15 protein-coding genes and 2 rRNA genes (1 of these 17 running past the window's edge) are annotated in these 20,369 nt (G+C 73.7%); 15 read left to right on the forward strand and 2 right to left on the reverse strand.

Annotation, left to right across the window (positions count from 1 at the left end; genetic code table 11):
- A 23S ribosomal RNA gene (locus O7600_RS00720) occupies positions 1-2,530 on the forward strand; it begins 578 nt to the left of the window's first position.
- A 78-nt stretch (positions 2,531-2,608) separates the two neighbouring features.
- Positions 2,609-2,725: ribosomal RNA gene (gene rrf / locus O7600_RS00725) — 5S ribosomal RNA — on the forward strand.
- A gap of 93 nt (positions 2,726-2,818) precedes the next feature.
- On the opposite strand, the gene O7600_RS00730 is transcribed toward rrf, so the two are convergent.
- Positions 2,819-4,480 carry a hypothetical protein gene (locus tag O7600_RS00730; RefSeq protein WP_281591786.1) on the reverse strand — a complete coding sequence of 554 codons (1,662 nt, stop codon included), beginning with the start codon at positions 4,478-4,480 and terminating at the stop codon, positions 2,819-2,821.
- Between the two features lie 3 nt (positions 4,481-4,483).
- On the opposite strand from O7600_RS00730, the gene O7600_RS00735 reads away from it, so the two are divergent.
- Positions 4,484-5,536 carry a tetratricopeptide repeat protein gene (locus tag O7600_RS00735; RefSeq protein ID WP_281594040.1) on the forward strand — a complete coding sequence of 351 codons (1,053 nt, stop codon included), beginning with the start codon at positions 4,484-4,486 and terminating at the stop codon, positions 5,534-5,536.
- 71 nt (positions 5,537-5,607) lie between these two features.
- Complete coding sequence (locus O7600_RS00740) at positions 5,608-6,603, forward strand: HAD-IIA family hydrolase (protein WP_281594041.1); 996 nt, start codon at positions 5,608-5,610, stop codon at positions 6,601-6,603.
- Between the two features lie 12 nt (positions 6,604-6,615).
- Here O7600_RS00740 and O7600_RS00745 read toward each other — a convergent pair whose 3' ends face one another.
- Entirely contained in the window at positions 6,616-6,951 is a 336-nt protein-coding gene (locus O7600_RS00745) for an SCP2 sterol-binding domain-containing protein (protein ID WP_281591787.1), read from the reverse strand.
- A 112-nt stretch (positions 6,952-7,063) separates the two neighbouring features.
- On the opposite strand from O7600_RS00745, the gene O7600_RS00750 reads away from it, so the two are divergent.
- The 11 genes from O7600_RS00750 (at position 7,064) to O7600_RS00800 (ending at position 20,183) form a co-directional block, all read left to right on the forward strand.
- Positions 7,064-7,624: a hypothetical protein gene (locus O7600_RS00750; RefSeq protein WP_281591788.1), complete on the forward strand. Its 561-nt coding sequence runs from the start codon at positions 7,064-7,066 to the stop codon at positions 7,622-7,624.
- On the forward strand, positions 7,621-7,869 hold the full coding sequence (locus tag O7600_RS00755; protein ID WP_281591789.1) for a hypothetical protein: 249 nt from the start codon (positions 7,621-7,623) through the stop codon (positions 7,867-7,869). Before O7600_RS00750 ends, O7600_RS00755 begins: the two co-directional genes overlap by 4 nt.
- A gap of 22 nt (positions 7,870-7,891) precedes the next feature.
- Positions 7,892-8,740: a TlyA family RNA methyltransferase gene (locus O7600_RS00760; RefSeq protein WP_281591790.1), complete on the forward strand. Its 849-nt coding sequence runs from the start codon at positions 7,892-7,894 to the stop codon at positions 8,738-8,740.
- Positions 8,737-9,621 carry an NAD kinase gene (locus O7600_RS00765; protein WP_091577872.1) on the forward strand — a complete coding sequence of 295 codons (885 nt, stop codon included), beginning with the start codon at positions 8,737-8,739 and terminating at the stop codon, positions 9,619-9,621. Before O7600_RS00760 ends, O7600_RS00765 begins: the two co-directional genes overlap by 4 nt.
- Before the next feature lie 426 nt (positions 9,622-10,047).
- Entirely contained in the window at positions 10,048-11,805 is a 1,758-nt protein-coding gene (gene recN / locus O7600_RS00770; RefSeq protein ID WP_281591791.1) for a DNA repair protein RecN, read from the forward strand.
- Positions 11,806-11,923: 118 nt separating this feature from the next.
- Positions 11,924-13,102: a putative cytokinetic ring protein SteA gene (gene steA / locus O7600_RS00775; RefSeq protein ID WP_174530780.1), complete on the forward strand. Its 1,179-nt coding sequence runs from the start codon at positions 11,924-11,926 to the stop codon at positions 13,100-13,102.
- 28 nt (positions 13,103-13,130) lie between these two features.
- Positions 13,131-14,072, forward strand: a complete 942-nt coding sequence (locus O7600_RS00780) for a copper transporter (protein ID WP_281591792.1) — start codon at positions 13,131-13,133, stop codon at positions 14,070-14,072.
- A 61-nt stretch (positions 14,073-14,133) separates the two neighbouring features.
- Positions 14,134-14,997 (forward strand): hypothetical protein, encoded by an 864-nt coding sequence (locus O7600_RS00785; protein ID WP_281591793.1) that lies wholly within the window; start codon positions 14,134-14,136, stop codon positions 14,995-14,997.
- A gap of 1 nt (position 14,998) precedes the next feature.
- Positions 14,999-16,699, forward strand: a complete 1,701-nt coding sequence (locus O7600_RS00790; protein WP_281591794.1) for a lipid II flippase MurJ — start codon at positions 14,999-15,001, stop codon at positions 16,697-16,699.
- Positions 16,696-17,829: a glycosyltransferase family 4 protein gene (locus O7600_RS00795; protein WP_281591795.1), complete on the forward strand. Its 1,134-nt coding sequence runs from the start codon at positions 16,696-16,698 to the stop codon at positions 17,827-17,829. The genes O7600_RS00790 and O7600_RS00795 overlap by 4 nt, the downstream gene beginning before the upstream one ends.
- Positions 17,829-20,183 (forward strand): hypothetical protein, encoded by a 2,355-nt coding sequence (locus O7600_RS00800; protein WP_281591796.1) that lies wholly within the window; start codon positions 17,829-17,831, stop codon positions 20,181-20,183. The genes O7600_RS00795 and O7600_RS00800 overlap by 1 nt, the downstream gene beginning before the upstream one ends.
- The last annotated feature ends 186 nt before the right edge of the window (positions 20,184-20,369 follow it).

Genomic DNA, 20,369 nt, shown 5'->3' on the forward strand with positions numbered 1-20,369 from the left:
GGGGAGTGAAATAGTACCTGAAACCGTTCGCCTACAATCCGTCGGAGCCTTGCGGGGTGACGGCGTGCCTTTTGAAGAATGAGCCTGCGAGTTAGTGGCATGTGGCGAGGTTAACCCGTGTGGGGGAGCCGTAGCGAAAGCGAGTCTGAATAGGGCGTATTCAGTCGCATGCTCTAGACCCGAAGCGGAGTGATCTAGCCATGGGCAGGCTGAAGCGCGGGTAAGACCGCGTGGAGGGCCGAACCCACCAACGTTGAAAAGTTGGGGGATGACCTGTGGTTAGGGGTGAAAGGCCAATCAAACTCCGTGATAGCTGGTTCTCCCCGAAATGCATTTAGGTGCAGCGTCGCGTGTTTCTTGCCGGAGGTAGAGCACTGGATGGTCTAGGGGGCCCACAAGCTTACCGAAATCAGCCAAACTCCGAATGCCGGTAAGTGAGAGCGCGGCAGTGAGACTGCGGGGGATAAGCTTCGTAGTCGAGAGGGAAACAGCCCAGATCACCAGCTAAGGCCCCTAAGCGTGTGCTAAGTGGAAAAGGATGTGGGATCGCATAGACAACCAGGAGGTTGGCTTAGAAGCAGCCACCCTTTAAAGAGTGCGTAATAGCTCACTGGTCAAGTGGTTCCGCGCCGACAATGTAGCGGGGCTCAAGCACACCGCCGAAGCTGTGGCATTCACATTTTACTTCGCGGCGCCTTGATGTGCCGTGCAGGTGTGTGGATGGGTAGGGGAGCGTCGTGCCGGGGGTGAAGCAACGGGGTGACCTAGTTGTGGACGCGGCACGAGTGAGAATGCAGGCATGAGTAGCGAAAGAAGGGTGAGAAACCCTTCCGCCGGATGACCAAGGGTTCCAGGGCCAGGCTAATCCGCCCTGGGTGAGTCGGGACCTAAGGCGAGGCCGAGAGGCGTAGTCGATGGACAACGGGTTGATATTCCCGTACCCGCGAAAGAGCGACCCTGATGAACCTCGTTGTGCTAACCACCCGAGCTGCCGGACGTCTTCGGACTGATGGTGGGGAGCGTGGGAACCTGGCGGGTAGTAGTCAAGCGATGGGGTGACGCAGGAAGGTAGCTGATCCCGGCCGGTGGTTGTGCCGGGGTAAGCGTGTAGGCCGTACCGTAGGCAAATCCGCGGTGCATTGAGGCTGAGACGTGATGCCGAGCCGATTCAGGTGAAGTCAGTGATCCTATGCTGCCGAGAAAAGCCTCTAGCGAGTTCTGAGCGGCCCGTACCCCAAACCGACACAGGTGGTCAGGTAGAGAATACCGAGGCGATCGGGCGAACTGTGGTTAAGGAACTCGGCAAATTGCCCCCGTAACTTAGGGAGAAGGGGGGCCGGAGACGTGAAGCCCCGCGCGGGTGGAGCGTTGTATGGCCGCAGAGAGCAGGGGGAAGCGACTGTTTACTAAAAACACAGGTCCATGCGAAGAAGTAATTCGATGTATATGGACTGACGCCTGCCCGGTGCTGGAACGTTAAGGGGACCTGTTAGCTCTTCGGGGCGAAGCGGAGAACTTAAGCGCCAGTAAACGGCGGTGGTAACTATAACCATCCTAAGGTAGCGAAATTCCTTGTCGGGTAAGTTCCGACCTGCACGAATGGCGTAACGACTTCCCCACTGTCTCAACCACAGGCCCGGCGAAATTGCATTACGAGTAAAGATGCTCGTTACGCGCGGCAGGACGGAAAGACCCCGGGACCTTTACTATAGCTTGACATTGGTATCTGAATTAGCTTGTGTAGGATAGGTGGGAGCCGGTGAAGTCCATACGCCAGTATGGGTGGAGGCAATCTTGAAATACCACTCTGGTTGATTTGGGTATCTAACTTCGGACCGTTATCCGGTTCAGGGACAGTGTCTGGTGGGTAGTTTAACTGGGGCGGTTGCCTCCTAAAGGGTAACGGAGGCGCCCAAAGGTTCCCTCAGCCTGGTTGGCAATCAGGTGTTGAGTGCAAGTGCACAAGGGAGCTTGACTGTGAGACTGACAGGTCGAGCAGGGACGAAAGTCGGGACTAGTGATCCGGCACTGGCATGTGGAAGCGGTGTCGCTCAACGGATAAAAGGTACCCCGGGGATAACAGGCTGATCTTCCCCAAGAGTCCATATCGACGGGATGGTTTGGCACCTCGATGTCGGCTCGTCGCATCCTGGGGCTGTAGCAGGTCCCAAGGGTTGGGCTGTTCGCCCATTAAAGCGGTACGCGAGCTGGGTTTAGAACGTCGTGAGACAGTTCGGTCCCTATCCGCCGTGCGCGTAGGATACTTGAGAAGGGCTGTCCCTAGTACGAGAGGACCGGGACGGACGAACCTCTGGTGTGCCAGTTGTCCCGCCAGGGGCACGGCTGGTTAGCTACGTTCGGAAGGGATAACCGCTGAAAGCATCTAAGCGGGAAGCTCGCTTCAAGATGAGGTATCCCACCCACTTTGTGGGGTAAGGCCCCCAGCTAGACGACTGGGTTGATAGGCCGGAAATGTAAGCCCGGTAACGGGTTCAGTTGACCGGTACTAATAGGCCGAGGACTTGACTACCAAGCTGCTACGCGTCCACTGTGCAACTCTGAACAAACACCATCCACCTGTGTGGGTTGGTTGACATGTTCATAGAGTTACGGCGGTCATGGCGGAGGGGAAACGCCCGGCAACATTCCGAACCCGGAAGCTAAGCCCTCCAGCGCCGATGGTACTGCACTCGGGAGGGTGTGGGAGAGTAGGACACCGCCGGACAATCTTTCAGTCGAGGGCCGCCCCAGCAGGGTCGGCCCTCGACTGCGTTAGCGTTACGGCGGAAACGCCATCAGGAAGGATGCACCTGTGAGTTCAGGACCGCAGGGCGGGGACCGGCCCCGCCGTCACGAGGACAGCGCCGACCGCGGCCGGGGGCGTAACGACGCCCGCCGCGACGACCGTCCTTCGTACCGGGGTGGCCGCGAGGACCGCGCCGGCGGCTTCCGTGGTGGCGAGAACCGCGACGGCGGTTTCCGTCGCGACAGCCGGGCCGGCGGTGGTGAGCGTCGCGAGGGTGGCTTCCGTGGCGGTGACCGTGAGGGTGGCTTCCGGAGCGGTGAGCGTCGTGAGGGTGGCTTCCGTGGCGGTGACCGCGATGGCGGCTTCCGTGGCGGCGACCGTCGCGAGGGTGGTTTCCGCGGTGGCGACCGCGATGGCGGCTTCCGTGGCGGCGACCGTCGTGAGGGCGGCTTCCGTGGGGGCGACCGCGACAACCGCTCCGGTGGCGGCGACCGTCGCGAGGGTGGTTTCCGCGGTGGCGACCGTCGCGAGGGTGGTTTCCGCGGTGGCGACCGCGATGGCGGCTTCCGTGGCGGTGACCGCGACAACCGGCCCGGCGGCGGCGACCGTCGCGAGGGTGGCTTCCGCGGCGGTGACCGTGAGGGCGGCTTCCGCGGTGGTGAGCGTCGCGAGGGCGGCTTCCGTGGGGGCGACCGCGACAACCGGCCCGGCGGTGGTGACCGTCGTGAGGGTGGCTTCCGCGGTGGTGACCGTCGTGAGGGTGGCTTCCGCGGTGGTGACCGTCGTGAGGGTGGCTTCCGCGGTGGTGACCGTCGTGAGGGTGGCTTCCGCGGTGGTGACCGTCGTGAGGGCGGTTTCCGTGGGGGCGACCGTGAGGGTGGTTTCCGTGGCGGTGAGCGTCGCGAGGGCGGCTTCCGTGGGGGCGACCGCGAGGGTGGCTTCCGTGGCGGTGAGCGTCGCGAGGGCGGCTTCCGTGGCGGTGACCGCGAGGGTGGTTTCCGCGGTGGTGAGCGTCGCGAGGGCGGTTTCCGCGGGGGTGACCGCGACAACCGGCCCGGCGGCGGCGAACGCCGCGAGGGCGGCTTCCGTGGCGGGGACCGCGACAACCGGCCCGGCGGCGGCGAACGCCGCGAAGGCGGCTTCCGCGGCGGTGAGCGCCGTGAGGGCGGCTTCCGCGGTGGCGACCGTCGTGAGGGCGGTTTCCGCAGGGGTGACCGTGAGGGCGGCTTCCGTGGCGGGGACCGCGACAACCGGCCCGGCGGCGGCGAACGCCGCGAAGGCGGCTTCCGCGGCGGCGACCGTCGCGAAGGCGGCTTCCGTGGCGGTGACCGTGAGGGCGGCTCCCGCGGTGGTGACCGTCGTGAAGGCGGCTTCCGTGGGGGCGACCGCGACAACCGGCCCGGCGGCGACCGCCGTGAGGGCGGCTTCCGCGGCGGTGAGCGTCGCGAGGGCGGCTTCCGGGGCGGCGACCGCGACGGCGGCTTCCGCCGCGAGGACCGGGCCCCGGGTGGTTACCGGGGTGGGCGTGACGACCGGGACGGGGACCGTCGCGGCTACGAGGACCGGCCGGGCAACTACGGGCCGCAGCGGGAGCGTCAGGACGAGCGCGGCGAGGGGCGTACCGGCGAGGCGCCGGAGCTGCCCGACGAGGTGGTCGCCAGTGACCTCGACTCGACCGTCCGCGCGGAGCTGCTCTCGCTCGCCAAGCCGGTCGCGGAGACGGTCGCCCGGCACCTGGTGGCGACCGGCCTGCTGATCGACGACGACCCGACGCTGGCGCTGGCGCACGCCATGGCGGCCCGCCGGCTCGCCTCGCGTATCTCCGCGGTGCGGGAGGCGGTCGGGCTGGCCGCGTACCACGCGGGGGAGTGGCAGACCGCCATCGCCGAGCTGCGGACGTACCACCGGATGAGTGGCCTGCAGAGTCACCTGGCGGTGCTGGCCGACTGCGAGCGGGCGTTGGGCCGGCCGGAACGGGCGATCGACCTGTTCCGTGGCGCGGACCGGGAGAAGCTCGACCAGGCCGTCGCCGTCGAGCTGCTGATCGTCGCCGCCGGTGCCCGGGGCGACCTGGGGCAGAAGGACGCGGCCGTGGCGATGCTGCAGGTCCGCGAGCTGACCACCGACTCGCCCGAGCCGTGGACGGCGCGGCTGCGCTACGCGTACGCGGACGCGCTGCTCGCCGTGGGCCGACGTGAGGAGGCCCGGGAGTGGTTCTCCCGGGCGGCCGACGTCGACTCCGAGGGTGAGACCGACGCCGCCGAGCGGCTGCTCGAGCTCGACGGCGTGGTCATCGAGGGTGACGACGAGGATGACGAGCCGGCGGACGACGAGGACGGCACCGGCCCGGCGGCTGCGAGCCCCGACGACGAGACCGACGGCGCCGACGGCCACCTCGACGACGAGGAAGACGATGACGAGGGCGACTTCGACGACGAAGACGAAGACGACCTCGACGACGAGGACGACCTCGACGACGACGAGGACGACCTCGACGACGAAGACGAAGACGAAGACGACGACGACCTCGACGACGACGAGGGCGACCTCGACGACGAGGACGAGGACGAGGACGACGACGATCTCGACGGCGACACCCGTCCGCGCGCCCACGGCGCCGACACGGCGGACGCCGGTGACGCGGCTCGGGCCGGTTACCGCGACCGCGACGCCGGCGACCTGGGAGACGACGAGCTGACCGACGCCGAGGCGGAGTCGCTCGCCGGTGACACCCCGCCCGCGTCCGGTGGCACGCCTGCCGGCGGTGACGAGGCGGCGGAGCGCCGGTGACAGCGCCCGCCGGGGACACCGCCTCCGGCGCGGACCGGGGTGCACCCGACCGCGCCGGGGCGGGCGGCCGGCTGGTCGACGGGTACGTCCTGGTCGTCTTCGACCTGGACGGGGTCATCTACCTGATCGACCGGCCCATCCCCGGCGCGGTCGAGGCGGTCGCCCGGCTGCACGACGAGGGGCGGGCGGTCGCGTACGCGACGAACAACGCCTCCCGCCGCTCCAGTGAGGTGGCCGACCTGCTCACCGGCATGGGCGTGCCGGCCCGGCCGACCGAGGTGCTCACCTCGGCGGCCGCCACCGCCGAGCTGCTCCGGGACCGGCTGCCGGCCGGCGCGCCGGTGCTGGTGGTCGGCGCGGAGGCGCTGCGGGCGGAGTTGCGCGCGGTGGGCCTGCGGCCGGTGTCCACGGCCGACGAGGAGCCCGCCGCCGTGGCCCAGGGCTACGGGCCGCAGGTCGGCTGGTCCGACCTGGCCGAGGCGTCCCTGGCCGTCCGCGCGGGCGCGCCCTGGTATGCCACCAACACCGACCGGACGCTGCCCAGCCCGCGTGGACCGCTGCCCGGCAACGGCTCGCTGGTGGCGGTGCTGCGCACCGCGCTCGGCCGGGATCCCGACGTGGTGGTGGGCAAGCCGGAGCCGGCGCTGTTCGACACCGCCGCCCGGCGCGCCGGCAGCGGGCGGACCCTGGTGGTGGGCGACCGGCTCGACACCGACATCGAGGGCGCCCGCCGGGCCGGGCTGGACAGCCTGCTGGTGCTCACCGGGGTCAGCGACGCCGCCGAGCTGCTGGCCGCGCCCGAGCCGCGCCGGCCGGCGTACGTCTCCTTCGACCTGGCGGGTCTCTTCGACCCGGCGGCCGTGGTGGCGGTGCCCGGCCGGCCGGACGCCGGCGGCTGGTCGGTGACCGTGACCGGCGGGGAGCTGGTCCTCGACGGCGCGGGACGGCCGCTGGACGCGCTCGCGGCGCTGTGCGCGGTGGCCTGGTCGACGCCGGCCGACCCGCGCGTGCGGGCCGGCTCGGCGCAGGCGGCGGAGGCGCTCGCCGCGTTCGGTCTCGCCGGCTGAGTCGCCGGCCGCTCAGAGCAGCTTGCGGAGCTTCATCAGGTCGAACGGGTTGGCCTTGATGGAGACCCGCCGGGACGCCATCGCCGACATGATGTCGAGCTTGCCGTGCACCAGGGCGACCAGGTCGTCGCTGCCGGTGCTCAGCGCGATCTTGGCCTTCGGGTCGTCGCCGTCGGCGAGGTCGACCAGCCGGCCGCCCTCCAGCCGACCGTGGAAGGCGGTGCCCAGGTCGGTGATCCGGCAGGCCAGGGTGCGGTCGAGGTCGATCTTCCCCTGCGCCTCGGCGTGCTGGTCCAGCCGGGTCGCCAGGTCCTGCAACGCCTGCCGGCACTCGTCCACGCTGGCCACATCGTCTCCTCACCACGAGCCACGCCGTTTCCCGGCACCGTACCGCAATGGGACGTCCCAGGCGCCCGGTAGCGTGGCACCTGCACACCTCGCCCCGCGGAAGGACTCAGGCATGCAGGACGCGTGGCGCGCCTACCTCGAGCTGGCCATGGGCCTGACGGAGGCGCCCCGGAAGAAGGCGCAGGACGCGGTGATGCGCGTCGTCGGCCAGGGCGGCGCGACGGCCGCGCAGCTCCAGTCCCTCGCCGAGGAACTGGTCGCCACCGGCCTGTCGAACCGGGAGGCGCTGACCAAGCTGGTGCGTTTCGAGGTGGACCGGGCACTCGGCGCGGTCGGCCTGGCCACCGCCGACGAGGTAGCCGAGCTGACCCGGCGGGTGCACGACCTGGAACGGCAGTTGCGCGAGGCGCGCACCGTCCCGGCCGGTGTGGGCCCCGAGCGGCCCACGCCGTCGAGCGGCACCTCGACCGAGCCCGCGCCGTCCGAGGCCGAGCCGACCGGAGCGGCGCCGGCCCCGGCGCGGTCCAAGGCGGTCGTGAAGAAGGCCGTGGCCAAGAAGGCGATCGCGCGCAAGCCGGCCGCCACCGTGGCGCGCACACCGGCCGACGACTCGCCCGCCGCCCCGGTGCGGCCGGCGAAGAAGACCACCGGACGCCGGGCGGCCGACTCGTGAGCGCGCCCTTCCGTCCCGGTCCGCCGCCCGGGCCGCGCCCCGGCCCGCCCGCGCGTCCCGGCCCGCCGCCGGGTGTCCGCGCGGCGCCGGTCGAGGAGGTCGGCGAGGCCCGGCACCCGGCGGTCGACGCCGCCGTGCGGGGCATGGCCAACGCCGAGGCGCTCGCCCCGGCCGACCAGATCGCCCAGTACGAGGCGGCGTACGAGACGCTGCGCGAGACGCTCGCCAGCATCGACCAGGCCTGAGCAGAGGCGGAGAACGACACCGATGGCTCGTCGTACCCGGCTGGACGCCGAACTCGTCCGGCGTGGCCTGGCCCGCTCCCGGGAACAGGCCGCCGCGCTCGTGGAGGCCGGTCGCGTGCAGCTGCGCGGAGTGCCGGCCCGCAAGGCCGCCGCCATGGTCGACCCGGCGGACCCGCTGCTGGTCACCGGCGAGGACCCGACCGAGGACTACGTCTCCCGGGGCGGCCACAAGCTGGCCGGCGCGCTCGCCGCGTTCGCCCCGGGCGGGCTGGCCGTGACCGGCCGGCGCTGCCTGGACGCGGGCGCCTCCACCGGCGGCTTCACCGACGTGCTGCTGCGCGCCGGCGCCGCCGAGGTGGTCGCCGTCGACGTCGGCTACGGGCAGCTCGCCTGGCCGCTGCGCACCGACGAGCGGGTCCGGGTGTTCGAGCGCACGAACGTGCGCACCCTCACGCCGGAGGCGATCGGCGGGTCGGTCGACCTGACGGTGGCCGACCTGTCGTTCATCTCACTGCGCCTGGTGCTGCCGGCGCTGGCCGGCTGCACCGGCCCCGACGGCGACCTGGCGCTGATGGTCAAGCCGCAGTTCGAGGTCGGCAAGGAGCGGGTCGGCGCCGGTGGCGTGGTGCGCGACCCGGCGCTGCGGGCCGAGGCGGTGCTCGACGTGGCCGCGGCCGCCGCGCGGCTCGGCCTCGGGCTGGCCGACGTGGCCGCCAGCCCGCTGCCCGGGCCGAGCGGCAACGTCGAGTTCTTCGTATGGTTGCGCCGGGGCGCGCCCGCCGCCGATCCCGACCGGGTCCGCACGGTGGTGGCCGCGGGCCCGCAGGGAGCCGCCGCGACGGCGGCCACGACCGAGGAGGCGTCCGGATGAGCCGTACCGCGCTGCTGGTGACCCACACCGGCCGTCGACGCAGCACCGAGCACGCCCGGTCCGTGGCCGCCGACCTGATCGCGGCCGGGTTCGAGGTGCGGGTGGTGGCCGAGGAGGCCGACGACCTGGACCTGCCCGGCGTGGTGCCGGTGACCGGCCCGGAGGCGGCCGAGGGCGCGGAGATCGTCTTCGCGCTCGGCGGGGACGGCACGTTCCTGCGCGCCGCCGAGCTGGCCCGCCCGGCGAAGGCGCCGCTGCTCGGCATCAACCTGGGCAAGGTCGGCTTCCTCGCCGAGGCGGAGATCGACGACCTGGACACCGCGGTGCGTGACGTGGTCGGACGCAACTACACAGTGGACGAGCGGCTCACCCTCGACGTGACCGCCGAGTTCGACGGCGGGCCGACCATCGAGTCGTGGGCGCTCAACGAGATCAGCGTGGAGAAGGGCGAACGCGCGCAGATGCTGGAGCTGCTCGTCGACGTGGACGGCCGGCCGCTGTCGCGCTACGGCTGCGACGGCGTGGTCTGCGCGACCCCGACCGGCTCCACGGCGTACGCGTTCTCCGGCGGCGGCCCGGTGGTCTGGCCGGAGGTGGAGGCGCTGCTGCTGGTGCCGATCAGCGCGCACGCGTTGTTCAGCCGCCCGCTGGTCACCGCGCCGACGTCCACGTTCGCCATCACGGTCGACCCGTTCACCACGCTCGCGGTGCTCTGCTGCGACGGCCGGCGGGTCTACGACCTGCCGCCGGGCGCCCGGGTCACCGTGCGGCGGGGCGCGTTGCCGGTGCGCATCGTCCGGCTGCGGGCGCGTCCGTTCACCGACCGGCTGGTGGCCAAGTTCGACCTGCCCGTGCAGGGCTGGCGCGGCAACCGGCGCTGATCGGCCGCTCCGATCCGGCCAGCTCCGCCCCGGCGCGCGTTACGGTGGGCGCACGGGTCACGTCGAGGTGAGTCCGGGCACGGCGGTGAGGCCCGCCGGTTTCCGGACGCGTGACCCGGCGGTCGCGGGCCCGGCCAGGGGGTGGTCGGACCGCGACGGTCGGGACGCCGGAGCGTTCGCGGCCGGGCCACGGCGGGTGGACCGGCGCGCCGCGCCCGGTCGGGTGTCGACCCCGGTCGGGCCGACAGCTCGTCGAGCCGCCGCCGGAGGAAGCGGCGGCGCACGAGCTGGGGCGACGACGTGACGTCCGGCGCCCCGACCACCCGCGCTGGCCGGCGCCGGACCGACCGTCGAGAACGGTACGGCGTCCACAGGCCACCGTGCCGGCTGGTCAACTGTCACACGGCGGGGCTACTGTCGGGTGCTGTGCTGGAAGAGCTGCGCATCACCGGACTGGGCGTCATCGAGGACACCACGCTGCCGTTGGCCGGGGGGATGAACGTCATCACCGGCGAGACCGGCGCCGGCAAGACGATGGTGGTGACCGGCCTCGGGCTGCTCTTCGGCGGCCGGGCCGACGCGGGCCGGGTGCGCGCCCAGCCGGGCCGCGCGGTGGTCGAGGGGCGGCTGCGGCTGCGCGGGCGGGTGGCCGAGGCGGTGCACGCCCGGATCATCGACGCCGGCGGCGAGCCCGACGAGGACGGCTCGCTGCTGCTGAGCCGCACGGTCACCGTCGAGGGCCGCTCCCGCGCCCACCTGGGCGGGCGCAGCATGCCCGTGTCGACGCTGGGTGAGGTGGGCGAGCAGGTGCTGGCGGTGCACGGGCAGTCCGACCAGCTGCGGCTGCTGCGCCCGGCCGAGCAGCGGGCCGCGCTGGACCGGTTCGCCGGCCCGGAGCACGAGAAGCTGCTCGAGGCGTTGCGCGAGACGTACGGCCGGTGGCGGACGGTGGTCGACGACCTGGCCGACCGGCGGCGCAACGCCCGCGAGCGCCATCAGGAGGCCGACCTGCTGCGGCTGGGCCTCGACGAGATCACCCGGGTCGACCCGCAGCCGGGGGAGGACGACGAGCTGAAGGCGGAGGCCCAGCGGCTGGAGCACGCCGAAGGGCTGCGCACCGCGGCGCAGGTGGCGCAGCAGTGCGTCGCCGGCGGCGTGGAGGCCACCGACGAGGCGCCGGACGCGACCGCGCTGCTCGGCACCGCCCGGCGCACGCTGGAGGCGCAGGCCGGCACCGACCCGGCGCTGGGTGAGCTGGCGGCCCGGCTGGAGGAGGCCGCGACGCTGGTCACCGACGTGGCCGCCGAGCTGTCCACCTACCTGGCCGCGCTGGACGCCGATCCGGCCCGCCTGCAGACCATCTACGAGCGGCGGGCCGCGCTGCGCGCGCTCACCCGCAAGTACGCCGACGACGTCGACGGGGTGGTGGCCTGGGCCGAGCGGGCCCGGACCCGGCTGTCCGACCTGGACACCTCCGACGAGCTGCTGGACGAGCTGGACCGCGAGGCGTCCCGGCTGGCCGGTGAGGTGGCCGACCTCGCCGGGCGGGTCTCCGCGTCCCGGCACGAGGCCGCGGTCCGCTTCGCCGAGCAGGTCACCGTCGAGCTGGCCGGGCTGGCCATGCCGCACGCGCGGATCGAGGTGGCGGTGTTGTCCCGGCCGGCCGGGCGGTCCGAGCCGAGCCTGCCGGTCAACGGCGTCGAGGCGGGCGTCGGCGCGGACGGCGCCGACGAGGTCGAGCTGCGGCTGCTCGCCCACCCGGGCGCGCCGGCGCTGCCGTTGCAGCGGGGCGCGTCCGGCGGTGAGCTGTCCCGGGTGATGCTCGCCATCGAGGTGGTGTTCGCCGGTTCCGGTGGCCCGCCCACGCTGGTCTTCGACGAGGTCGACGCCGGGGTCGGCGGCCAGGCCGCGGTGGAGATCGGCCGCCGGCTGGCCCGGCTGGCCCGCAGCCACCAGGTGCTCGTGGTCACCCACCTGCCCCAGGTCGCCGCGTTCGCCGACCGGCACCTGGTGGTGGCGAAGGACACCGGCGGCGCGGTGACCACCAGCGGCGTGCGGATGGTGGAGGACACCGAGCGGGCCCGTGAGCTGGCCAGGATGCTCGCCGGTTTGCCGGATTCCGATCTGGGTATCGCTCATGCCGAGGAACTCCTGGCCGTGGCGGCCAAGGAAAGGCGTCCGTGATGCCCCGATTGTGAGCGCAAGCACACCGGGGCGCGTCCCGGTGTGCTTCCCTGGGTAGGCGGCCCTGCTCAGGCATGTCGCGACAGCATTACCTGCCCCACATGCCAGGATGGTCACGATGCGTCTACCCACACTGCGCCGGAACCGGAACGCGGAACCGGGCTCGATCCTCGGCACCGCGCGCCTCGACCGCCGGACGAAACGGCTGGTCGGCCGCCTGCGTCCCGGCGACATCGCGGTCATCGACCACGTCGACCTGGACCGGGTGGCGGCCGACTCGCTCGTCGCGGTGGGGGTCGCGGCGGTGCTCAACGCCAAGCCGTCGGTCTCCGGCCGCTATCCCAACCTCGGCCCCGAGGTGCTTGTCGCGGCGGGCATCCCGCTGCTCGACGACCTCGGGGAGAGCGTCTTCGAACAGGTCCGCGAGGGCGACCTGGTGCGGATCGAGGGCAACACCGTGTTCGTCGGCGACGAACCGGTCGCGCACGGCGCGCTGCAGGACGCCGAGACGGTGGCCAAGTCGATGGCCGACGCCCGGGAGGGTCTCTCGGTGCAGTTGGAGGCGTTCGCCGCCAACACGATGGACTACCTCAAGCAGGAACGCGACCTGCTGCTCGACGGCGTCGGCGTGCCGGAGATCCAGACCCAGATCCAGGGCCGGCACTGCCTGATCGTGGTCCGGGGCTACGACTACAAGGCAGACCTGGACGTGCTGCGGCCCTACATCCGCGAGTTCAAGCCGGTGCTGATCGGCGTCGACGGCGGGGCCGACGCGCTGGTCGAGGCGGGCTACACCCCCGACATGATCATCGGCGACATGGACTCGGTCACCGACGACGTGCTGCGCTGCGGCGCCGAGGTGATCGTGCACGCCTACCCGGACGGGCGCGCGCCGGGCCTGCCCCGGGTCAACGGTCTGGGCGTCCCCGCGATCACGTTCCCGGCGGCGGCCACCAGCGAGGACCTGGCCATGCTGCTGGCCGACGAGAAGGGCGCCTCGCTGCTGGTGGCCGTCGGCACCCACGCCACCCTGGTGGAGTTCCTCGACAAGGGCCGCGGCGGCATGGCGTCGACGTTCCTGACCCGGCTGAAGGTGGGCGGCAAGCTGGTCGACGCCAAGGGGGTCAGCCGGCTCTACCGGCAGAGCATCTCCGGCTCCTCGCTGCTGCTGCTGGTCCTCTCGGCGGTGGCCGCGATGGCCTCCGCGGTGGCGGTCTCCACCGTCGGCAAGGCGTATTTGGGCGTGGTCTCCGAATGGTGGGACAATTTCGTGTTCCAGCTCGGCCAGCTCTTCTAGCTCCCCCGACGATCAAGAGGCTGCAAGCGTGATCAACTTCCGCTACCACGTGGTGTCCCTGACCGCGGTCTTCCTCGCGCTGGCGATCGGCCTGGTGGTCGGCACGGCCGCCCTCAACGGGCCCGTCGCCGACTCGCTCCGGGAGAACGTCAACGGCCTGCGCAAGGACAACTCGCTGATGCGCCAGTCGGTCAACGACATGCAGAAGCAACTGGAGACCGAGGAGGACTTCGCCGCCGAGATGGCGCAGCTCGTCCTGCCCGGCAAGCTCACCGGCCGCCGGGTGCTGGTGCTCACCCTGCCCAGCGGCCGGGACCAGACCGAGGGCGTGATCAAGATGCTCCGCACCGCCGGGGCCGACGTCACCGGCCGGATCGACGTGCAGGACAAGTTCATCAACCCGGACAGCAACAACAACCTGCTGGAGCTGGCGGTCACCGCCGCCCGCCCGAACAGCGCCCCCACCGCCAACCTGCCCGGCAACGGGCACGGCGTCGAGACCTCCAGCGCGCTGCTGGCCAACGTCCTGGTGGAGCGACCGGCGGGCAGCGCCCCGGTCAGCGAGGCCGACCGGAGCAGCGTGCTCCAGCAGTACGCCACCGCCGGCTACCTCACCCCGGAGGACAAGATCTCCGGCGCCGCCGAGGCCGTCGTGCTGGTCACCGGCCAGCCGTACGTGGACAAGGACTCGGCGAAGAAGGACGAGTCGGTGGTGAAGATCGCCGAGCAGTTCGACCGGGCGGGGGCGCTGGTGGTCGCCGGCATGGGCTCCACCGGCGGCAACCTGGTCGCGGTGGTCCGCGGCGACCCGGTGCTGTCGCAGACCATCTCCACCGTCGACAACGCCAACACCGTGCAGGGGCAGCTGGTCACCAGTCTCGCACTGGCGCAGCAGCTGACCGAGAAGAAGACCGGCCAGTACGGCGTGGGCGACAACGCCGCCGGCCTGCTGCCTAAACTGCCCCAGTGAACGCGCCCGGGCCGTCCGGTCCGTGCCGCGCCGCGTTCGGAGTCCGGATCGGAGGGGTCGCGTGAGACTGGGTCGGCTGCTGGCCGTGGGCGCGGGGGTGCTGACCGCCCGCTACGTGCTGCGCGAGGTGCGGATGTGGCCGAGCGCGCCCGCGCTGGAGCGCACCAACTACCGGGGCCGCACCGTGAGCCTGGCCGCCGGTCCGGCGCTGGCCGTCGGTGCCGCCACCGCGGGCGCGCTCGGCGCCGGCAGCGCGCCGGCCGGCGCGGCCGCCCTGCTCGCCGGGGTCGGCGCGGGCGCGGTCGGGCTCTACGACGACGTGGTCGGCGCCCGCCCGGAACAGAAGGCCGCCAAGGGTTTCGCCGGGCACCTCGCCGCGCTGCGCGAGGGGCAGGTCACCGCCGGGCTGGTCAAGGTCGCCGGGGTGGGCGCGGCCGGGCTCGGCGCCGCGGCGCTGCTCGCCGCCGACCGGCGGGTCGCCGCCCACCCGCGTCGGCAGCGGGCCGGCACGCTCGGGCGCGGGCTCGACGTGCTGCTCGGCGCCGGCGTGGTGGCCGGCACCGCCAACCTGGTCAACCTCCTCGACCTGCGCCCCGGCCGGGCGCTGAAGTCCGGCATGCTGCTCGGCGCGCCGCTGTCCACCGGCCCCTACGGCGGCATCGCGGCGGGCGCCGTCGGCGCCGCCGCCGGCCTGGTCCGCGAGGACCTGGACGAGCGGGTGATGCTCGGCGACAGCGGCGCCAACGCCCTCGGCGCGGTGCTCGGGGTCAGCCTCGCCGCGCGTACCGGGCCGCTCGGGCGCGCCGCCGTGCTGGCCGTGCTCGCCGCGCTGACCGCGGCCAGCGAGAAGGTCAGCTTCACCCAGGTGATCCAGCGGACCCCGGGGCTGCGACACCTCGACGAGCTGGGCCGGCTCGCCGACTGACGTGACGAAACCGGCACCCCTCGCCGCCGCCGCCGGCCGCGTCGCCGGCGCGGCCGCCCTCATCGCCGTCCTCACCGTGGTCAGCCGGCTTGCCGGGTTCGGCCGCACCGCCGTGTTCACCTGGTCGCTGGCCCCCACCGACCTCGGTGGCGCCTACCTGGTGGCGAACTACGTCCCGAACTTCATCTTCGAGATCGTCGCCGGCGGGGCGCTGGCCAGTCTCGTCGTACCGCTGCTGGCCGGCCCGGTCGAGGCGGGTGACCGGCGGGCGGTGGCCACCACCACCGGCGCGCTGCTGACCTGGACGCTGAGCCTGCTGGTGCCGCTGGCGGTGCTGGTGGCGCTGTTCGCCGACCCGCTGATGGGCCTGCTCGGGCCCGGACTGGGCGAGGTCCGGCAGGCGTCCGGCGCGCGGATGCTGCGGATCTTCGCCCCCCAGCTGCCGCTCTACGGCGTGGGGATCGTGCTCACCGGCGTGCTCCAAGCGCACCGGCGGTTCGCCTGGCCCGTCATCGCGCCGCTGCTGTCCAGCATCACGGTCATCGCGGTCTACCTCGGTTTCACCGCCGTCGAGGGCCGGCTGGCCACCATCGGCGCGGCCGGGCGCGGCGGCGAGCTGCTGCTCTCCGGCGGCACCACGCTCGGCGTGGTCGTGCTGTCGCTGTCCCTGCTGATCCCGCTGCGCCGGCTGCGGCTGCCGATCCGGCCGGGCTACCGGTTCCCGGCCGACGCCCGGGCCCGGGTCGGCGGGCTGGTGGCCGCCGGCGTGGTCACCGTCGCCGCCCAGCAGATCGCGCTGGCCGTCACGCTCAACCAGGTCACCTACGGCCGGGTCGCCGACGTCGGTGTCTACAACCTGGCCCAGACGGTCTACTTCCTGCCCTGGGCGGTGCTGGCGGTGCCGCTCGCGGTCGCCGCGTACCCGACGCTGGTGGCGGCCCGGGCGAGCGGTGACGAACGGGCCTACCGGGAGACCCTCGCGCCGGCGGTGCGCGGGATCGTGCTGTTCAGCCTGCTCGGCGCCGCCGCGCTGGTCGGCACCGCGATCCCGGTCGGGCACTTCTTCTTCAGCGGCGCGCTCGACGCGCGGACCGCGGCGGTCGGGATCGCCGGTTTCGCTCCCGGCCTGCTCGGCTACGGCCTGTTCGCGGTGCTCACCCGGGCCCTCTACGCGCGGGGCGAGACCCGCGCGGCCAGCGTCGCCACCGCGCTGGGCTGGCTGAGCGTGCCCGCGCTCGCGGTCGTGCTCGGCCAGGCGCTGCCGCTGGCCGACCGGGTGCTCGCGGTGACGCTGGCCACCTCCGCCGGGATGGTGCTGCTCGGCGGCCTGCTGCTCGCCGCCGTGGGCCGGGCCGCCGGCCGGGCGGCGCTGGCCGGCGTCGGCCGGGCCGGGGCCGCCGGGCTGCTGGCCGCCGCCGTCGCCGCCGCTGGCGGAGTGGCCACCGCCCGGGGACTCGCCGGGCTCGGCGACGGGACCCCGACGACACTCGCGGCCCTCGCGCAGGGCATGCTGTCCGGGGTCGTGGTCGGTGTCCTGTTCCTCGCCGTCGCCTGGCTGACCGACGCCCGCGACCTGCGGCCGCTGCTCGCGGCCCTGGCCCGCCGGATACGCCGGCGGCGCCCGGCCGACGGGGCCGACGGCCCGCGGACCGACCAGCACCCCGGTGAGCGGGGCGACGGAAAGGAGACCGTTTCCTCATGACGGACGCCTCGCCGGCACCGCGCTGGCCCGGGTCGGTCGCCCTGGTGCTCGCCTCCAGCACCGGCGGGGTGGGGCAGCACGTCCGCTCGGTCGCCCGAGGGCTGACCGAGGCCGGTGCCGCCGTGCTGGTCTGCGGCCCGACCGCCACCCAGGACCAGTTCGACTTCACCGGGGCGGGCGCCCGGTTCACGCCGGTGGAGATCCCGGCCAGCCCCACCCCGGGCGACGCGCGTGCGGTCACCGCGCTGCGCCGGGCGCTCGCGCGGACGCCGGTCGACGTGGTGCACGCGCACGGCCTGCGCGCCGGGCTGGTCGCCGCGCTCGCCCGCCCCGCCGCTCCGCTGGTGGTGACCTGGCACAACGCGGTGCTCGCCGGTGGGCTGCGCGGCACCGTGTCCCGGCTGGTCGAGCGGGTCGTCGCCCGCTCCGTCCGGGTCGCGCTGGGCGCCTCCGCCGACCTGGTCGAACGGGCCGCCGCGCTGGGCGCCACCGACGCCCGGCTCGCGCCGGTCGCCGCGCCCACGCTGCCCGCGCCGCGTCGCCGCCGCGTCGCCGTGCGGGCCGAGTTCGGGGTCACCGGGGACCGCCCGCTGATCCTCTCGGTGGGCCGGTTGCACCCGCAGAAGCGGTACGACGTGCTGATCGACGCGGCCGCCCGGTGGCGGACCCGGACCCCCGCCCCGGCGGTGGTGATCGCCGGCAGCGGGCCCGCCTACCTGCCGCTGGCCGCGCGGATCTCGGCCGCCCGGGCGCCGGTGACCCTGCTCGGGCACCGCACCGACGTGGCGGACCTGCTGGCCGGCGCCGACCTCGCCGTGGTCACCAGCGACTGGGAGGCCCGGCAGCTGTTCGCGCAGGAGGCGCTGCGGGCCGGCGTACCGCTGGTCGCGACCGCGGTCGGCGGCCTGCCGGAGCTGGTCGGCGACGCCGCGGTCCTGGTGCCGCCCGGCGACGTGGACGCCGTTGACGCGGCGGTGCGCGAGCTGCTCGACGATCCACCGCGCCGGGCCGAGCTGAGCCGGCGCGGCGCGGCCCGGTCCGCGACCTGGCCCACCGAGGCCGACACCGTGGCCGCTCTCGCCGCCCTCTACGCGGAGCTGACGCCCCAGCACTCGACGGGAAACCGCTGATGCTGCGCCGATTCGTCCCGGTGCTGTTGACGCTGGTGGTGGTGGCGCTGGGCATCACCGCGCTGGCCGCCCGCCCGGACGACGGCACGCCCCGGCGCAGCGCCGACTTCGTGGTGCTGGTCGGCGCCGCCGGCCTGCGCTGGGACGACGTCGACCCGCAGAACACCCCGACGCTGTGGCGGATGGCCGAGCAGGGCGCGATCGGCTCCCTCTCGGTGCGCTCCGCGCACCGCCCCACCTGCCCGGTCGACGGGTGGCTGACCCTGGGCGCCGGGAACTTCGCCGCCTGGAACGGCACCCGGACCGGCGGCGGCTGCCCGGCCACCGGCGTGAGCGTCGAGCAGCCCGACCGGATCGGCGCCAACCTGCCCGACCAGGAGGCCGTCGTCGCGCACAACCAGGACAAGCTCGCCTGGGGCGCGACACCCGGGGCGCTGGCCGAGTCGGTGCGCTGCTCGGTGGCGGTCGGCCCGGGCGCCGCCGTGGCCGCCGCCCGGCCGTTCGGCCGGGTCGACCGGTACGCGCCGGCGCTGCCCGAGGACCCGGCGGAACTGCTCGGCTCCTGCGTGCTGAGCATCGTCGACGTGGGCACCGTCGACGACGACGACCCGGCCGTCCGCGCGGGCCAGGCGCGCCAGGCCGACGCCCGGCTGGCCCGGGTGCTCGCCGCCCGGCCGCCGAACTCGCTGGTGCTGGTCGCCGGCGTCTCCGACACCGACTCGCCGGCGCGGCTGCACGTCGCGGTCGCCGACGGGCCCGGCTGGGACGGCGGGTGGTTGACCTCCGCGAGCACCGCCCGGGCCGGCTACCTGCAACTGGTCGACCTGGCGCCGACCGCGCTCGCCGCGCTCGGCCGGCCGATGCCGGAACGGGCGTTCCTGGGCCGGCCCGCCGTGACGGTCGACGACCGGCCCGACGACCTGCGGACCGCGATCGAGGCGCCCGCCGACGCCGACCGGGAGGCCGCCGCCCAGCGGCGGGTCGCCGGCTGGTTCTTCACGCTGCTGGCCGCCGCCCAGCTGGCTCTCGCGGTGGCGGTGCTGCCGCTGCTGCGCCGGGCCCGCCGACTGGCCGGCCCACACGGTCCGGCACCGGTGTCCCGGCGCGTGGTCGCCGTGGTGGAGCTGCTGCTGATCGCCGCGGCGCTGGCCGTGCCGGCGGCGTTGCTGGCCGACGCCGCGCCCTGGTGGCGGGGGCACCACGCCGGTTGGTGGTTCGCCTCGGTGACAGCCCTGCTCATCGTCGGCGGCACGGCGGCGGTCCGGTTCACCCCCGGGCACGACCGCACGCTCGGGCCGCTGGGCGCGGTCGCCGGGCTGGCCACCCTGGTGGTCGGCGTGGACGTGCTCACCGGCTCCCGGTTGCAGCTCAACGGCGTGGTCGGCTACTCCGCCCTGCAGGGCGGCCGGTACGCCGGGCTGGGCACCGTCGGGCTGGGCGTGTTCATCGCCGGGTCGCTGCTGTGCGGCGGCTGGCTGGCCCAACGGGTCCGGCGGACCTGGCGGCCGATCGTCATGGTCGCGGTCGGCGGTGTCGCGGTGGTGATCGTCGGCAGCCCTTATCTGGGCGCCGACTCGATCGGCGCGATCGCGCTCACCGCCGGCGTGAGCGTCGCCGCCGCGATCTGCACCGGCGGGTGGCTGACCGTGAGCCGTCTGGCCTGGGCCACCATGGCCGGGCTGGCGGTCACCATCGGGTTCGCGCTGGTCGACCTGGGCCGTCCGGCGGTGGAGCGGGGCAGCCTGGGCCGGTTCCTGGCCGCGCTCGGCGACGGCACCGGCGGGCTCACCGTGCACCGGTCCAGCACCTCCAACTTCCAGACGCTGGTGAACAGCCCGTTGACCGTGCTGGCCCTGGCCGGGGCGGCGCTGGTCTGGCTGGCCCTGCTCCAGCCCTGGGGCGGGCTGATGCGGCTGTTCGGCATCTACCCCGCGATCCGGGCGGCGATGGCCGGCACCGGCGTGGCGGCCGGCCTCGGCGGCGTGCTGGGCGGCTCGGCGCTGGACGTGGCCGGGGCGGCGGGTGCGCTGGTGGTGCCGATGGCGGCGCTGGCCGCGCTTCGGGTGCTCGACCACTCCACCGACCGCACCCGGCCCGACAGCGGACGTCCCGGGGGCGAGGTCGGCGCGGCCCCGTCCGGCGGTGGCCCGGCCGGCGGTGGCGCGGCGTCGGGCGGCGGCGAGGTGCCGTCGGGAGCTTCCGGCCCCGCCACTGACGTGGACCGGCCCGCCGGGTCCTCCGCGAGCGCGACGCGGGCCGCGGGCGGCTCACCGGCGGCGGGGGAGGAGCCCTCAGCCGGCCCCCGGGTGCCCACGCAGCCGACCGCGACCCCCACCGAGATCCCCGCGGGCTGACGCCCGAGGGGCACGCCCGGGCGGCGGTTAGGCGGGGGTGGCGGCATCCGGGGACGGACGGTCCCGCCGTCGCGGCGCACCGGAGTGGATCATGCGCCAGGCCCCCGACGCGCGGCGGATGCGGCCCCACGTGCACCGACAGCGGGTGCGACGCCGGCTCACCGTCCGGAAGGTGTTACCGTGGAA

Origin of the sequence: Micromonospora sp. WMMA1998, from assembly GCF_027497375.1 — a bacterium.
In the GTDB taxonomy this organism is placed as follows: Bacteria; Actinomycetota; Actinomycetes; order Mycobacteriales; family Micromonosporaceae; genus Micromonospora; species Micromonospora sediminicola.

What these genes read in the sequence shown, in the direction of transcription:
- O7600_RS00750 (WP_281591788.1), top strand. Translation starts at nt 7,064, where the DNA reads ATGCAGGACGCGTGGCGCGCCTACCTCGAGCTGGCCATGGGCCTGACG.
- O7600_RS00760 (WP_281591790.1), top strand. Translation starts at nt 7,892, where the DNA reads ATGGCTCGTCGTACCCGGCTGGACGCCGAACTCGTCCGGCGTGGCCTG.
- O7600_RS00765 (WP_091577872.1), top strand. Translation starts at nt 8,737, where the DNA reads ATGAGCCGTACCGCGCTGCTGGTGACCCACACCGGCCGTCGACGCAGC.
- steA (WP_174530780.1), top strand. Translation starts at nt 11,924, where the DNA reads ATGCGTCTACCCACACTGCGCCGGAACCGGAACGCGGAACCGGGCTCG.
- O7600_RS00795 (WP_281591795.1), top strand. Translation starts at nt 16,696, where the DNA reads ATGACGGACGCCTCGCCGGCACCGCGCTGGCCCGGGTCGGTCGCCCTG.
- O7600_RS00800 (WP_281591796.1), top strand. Translation starts at nt 17,829, where the DNA reads ATGCTGCGCCGATTCGTCCCGGTGCTGTTGACGCTGGTGGTGGTGGCG.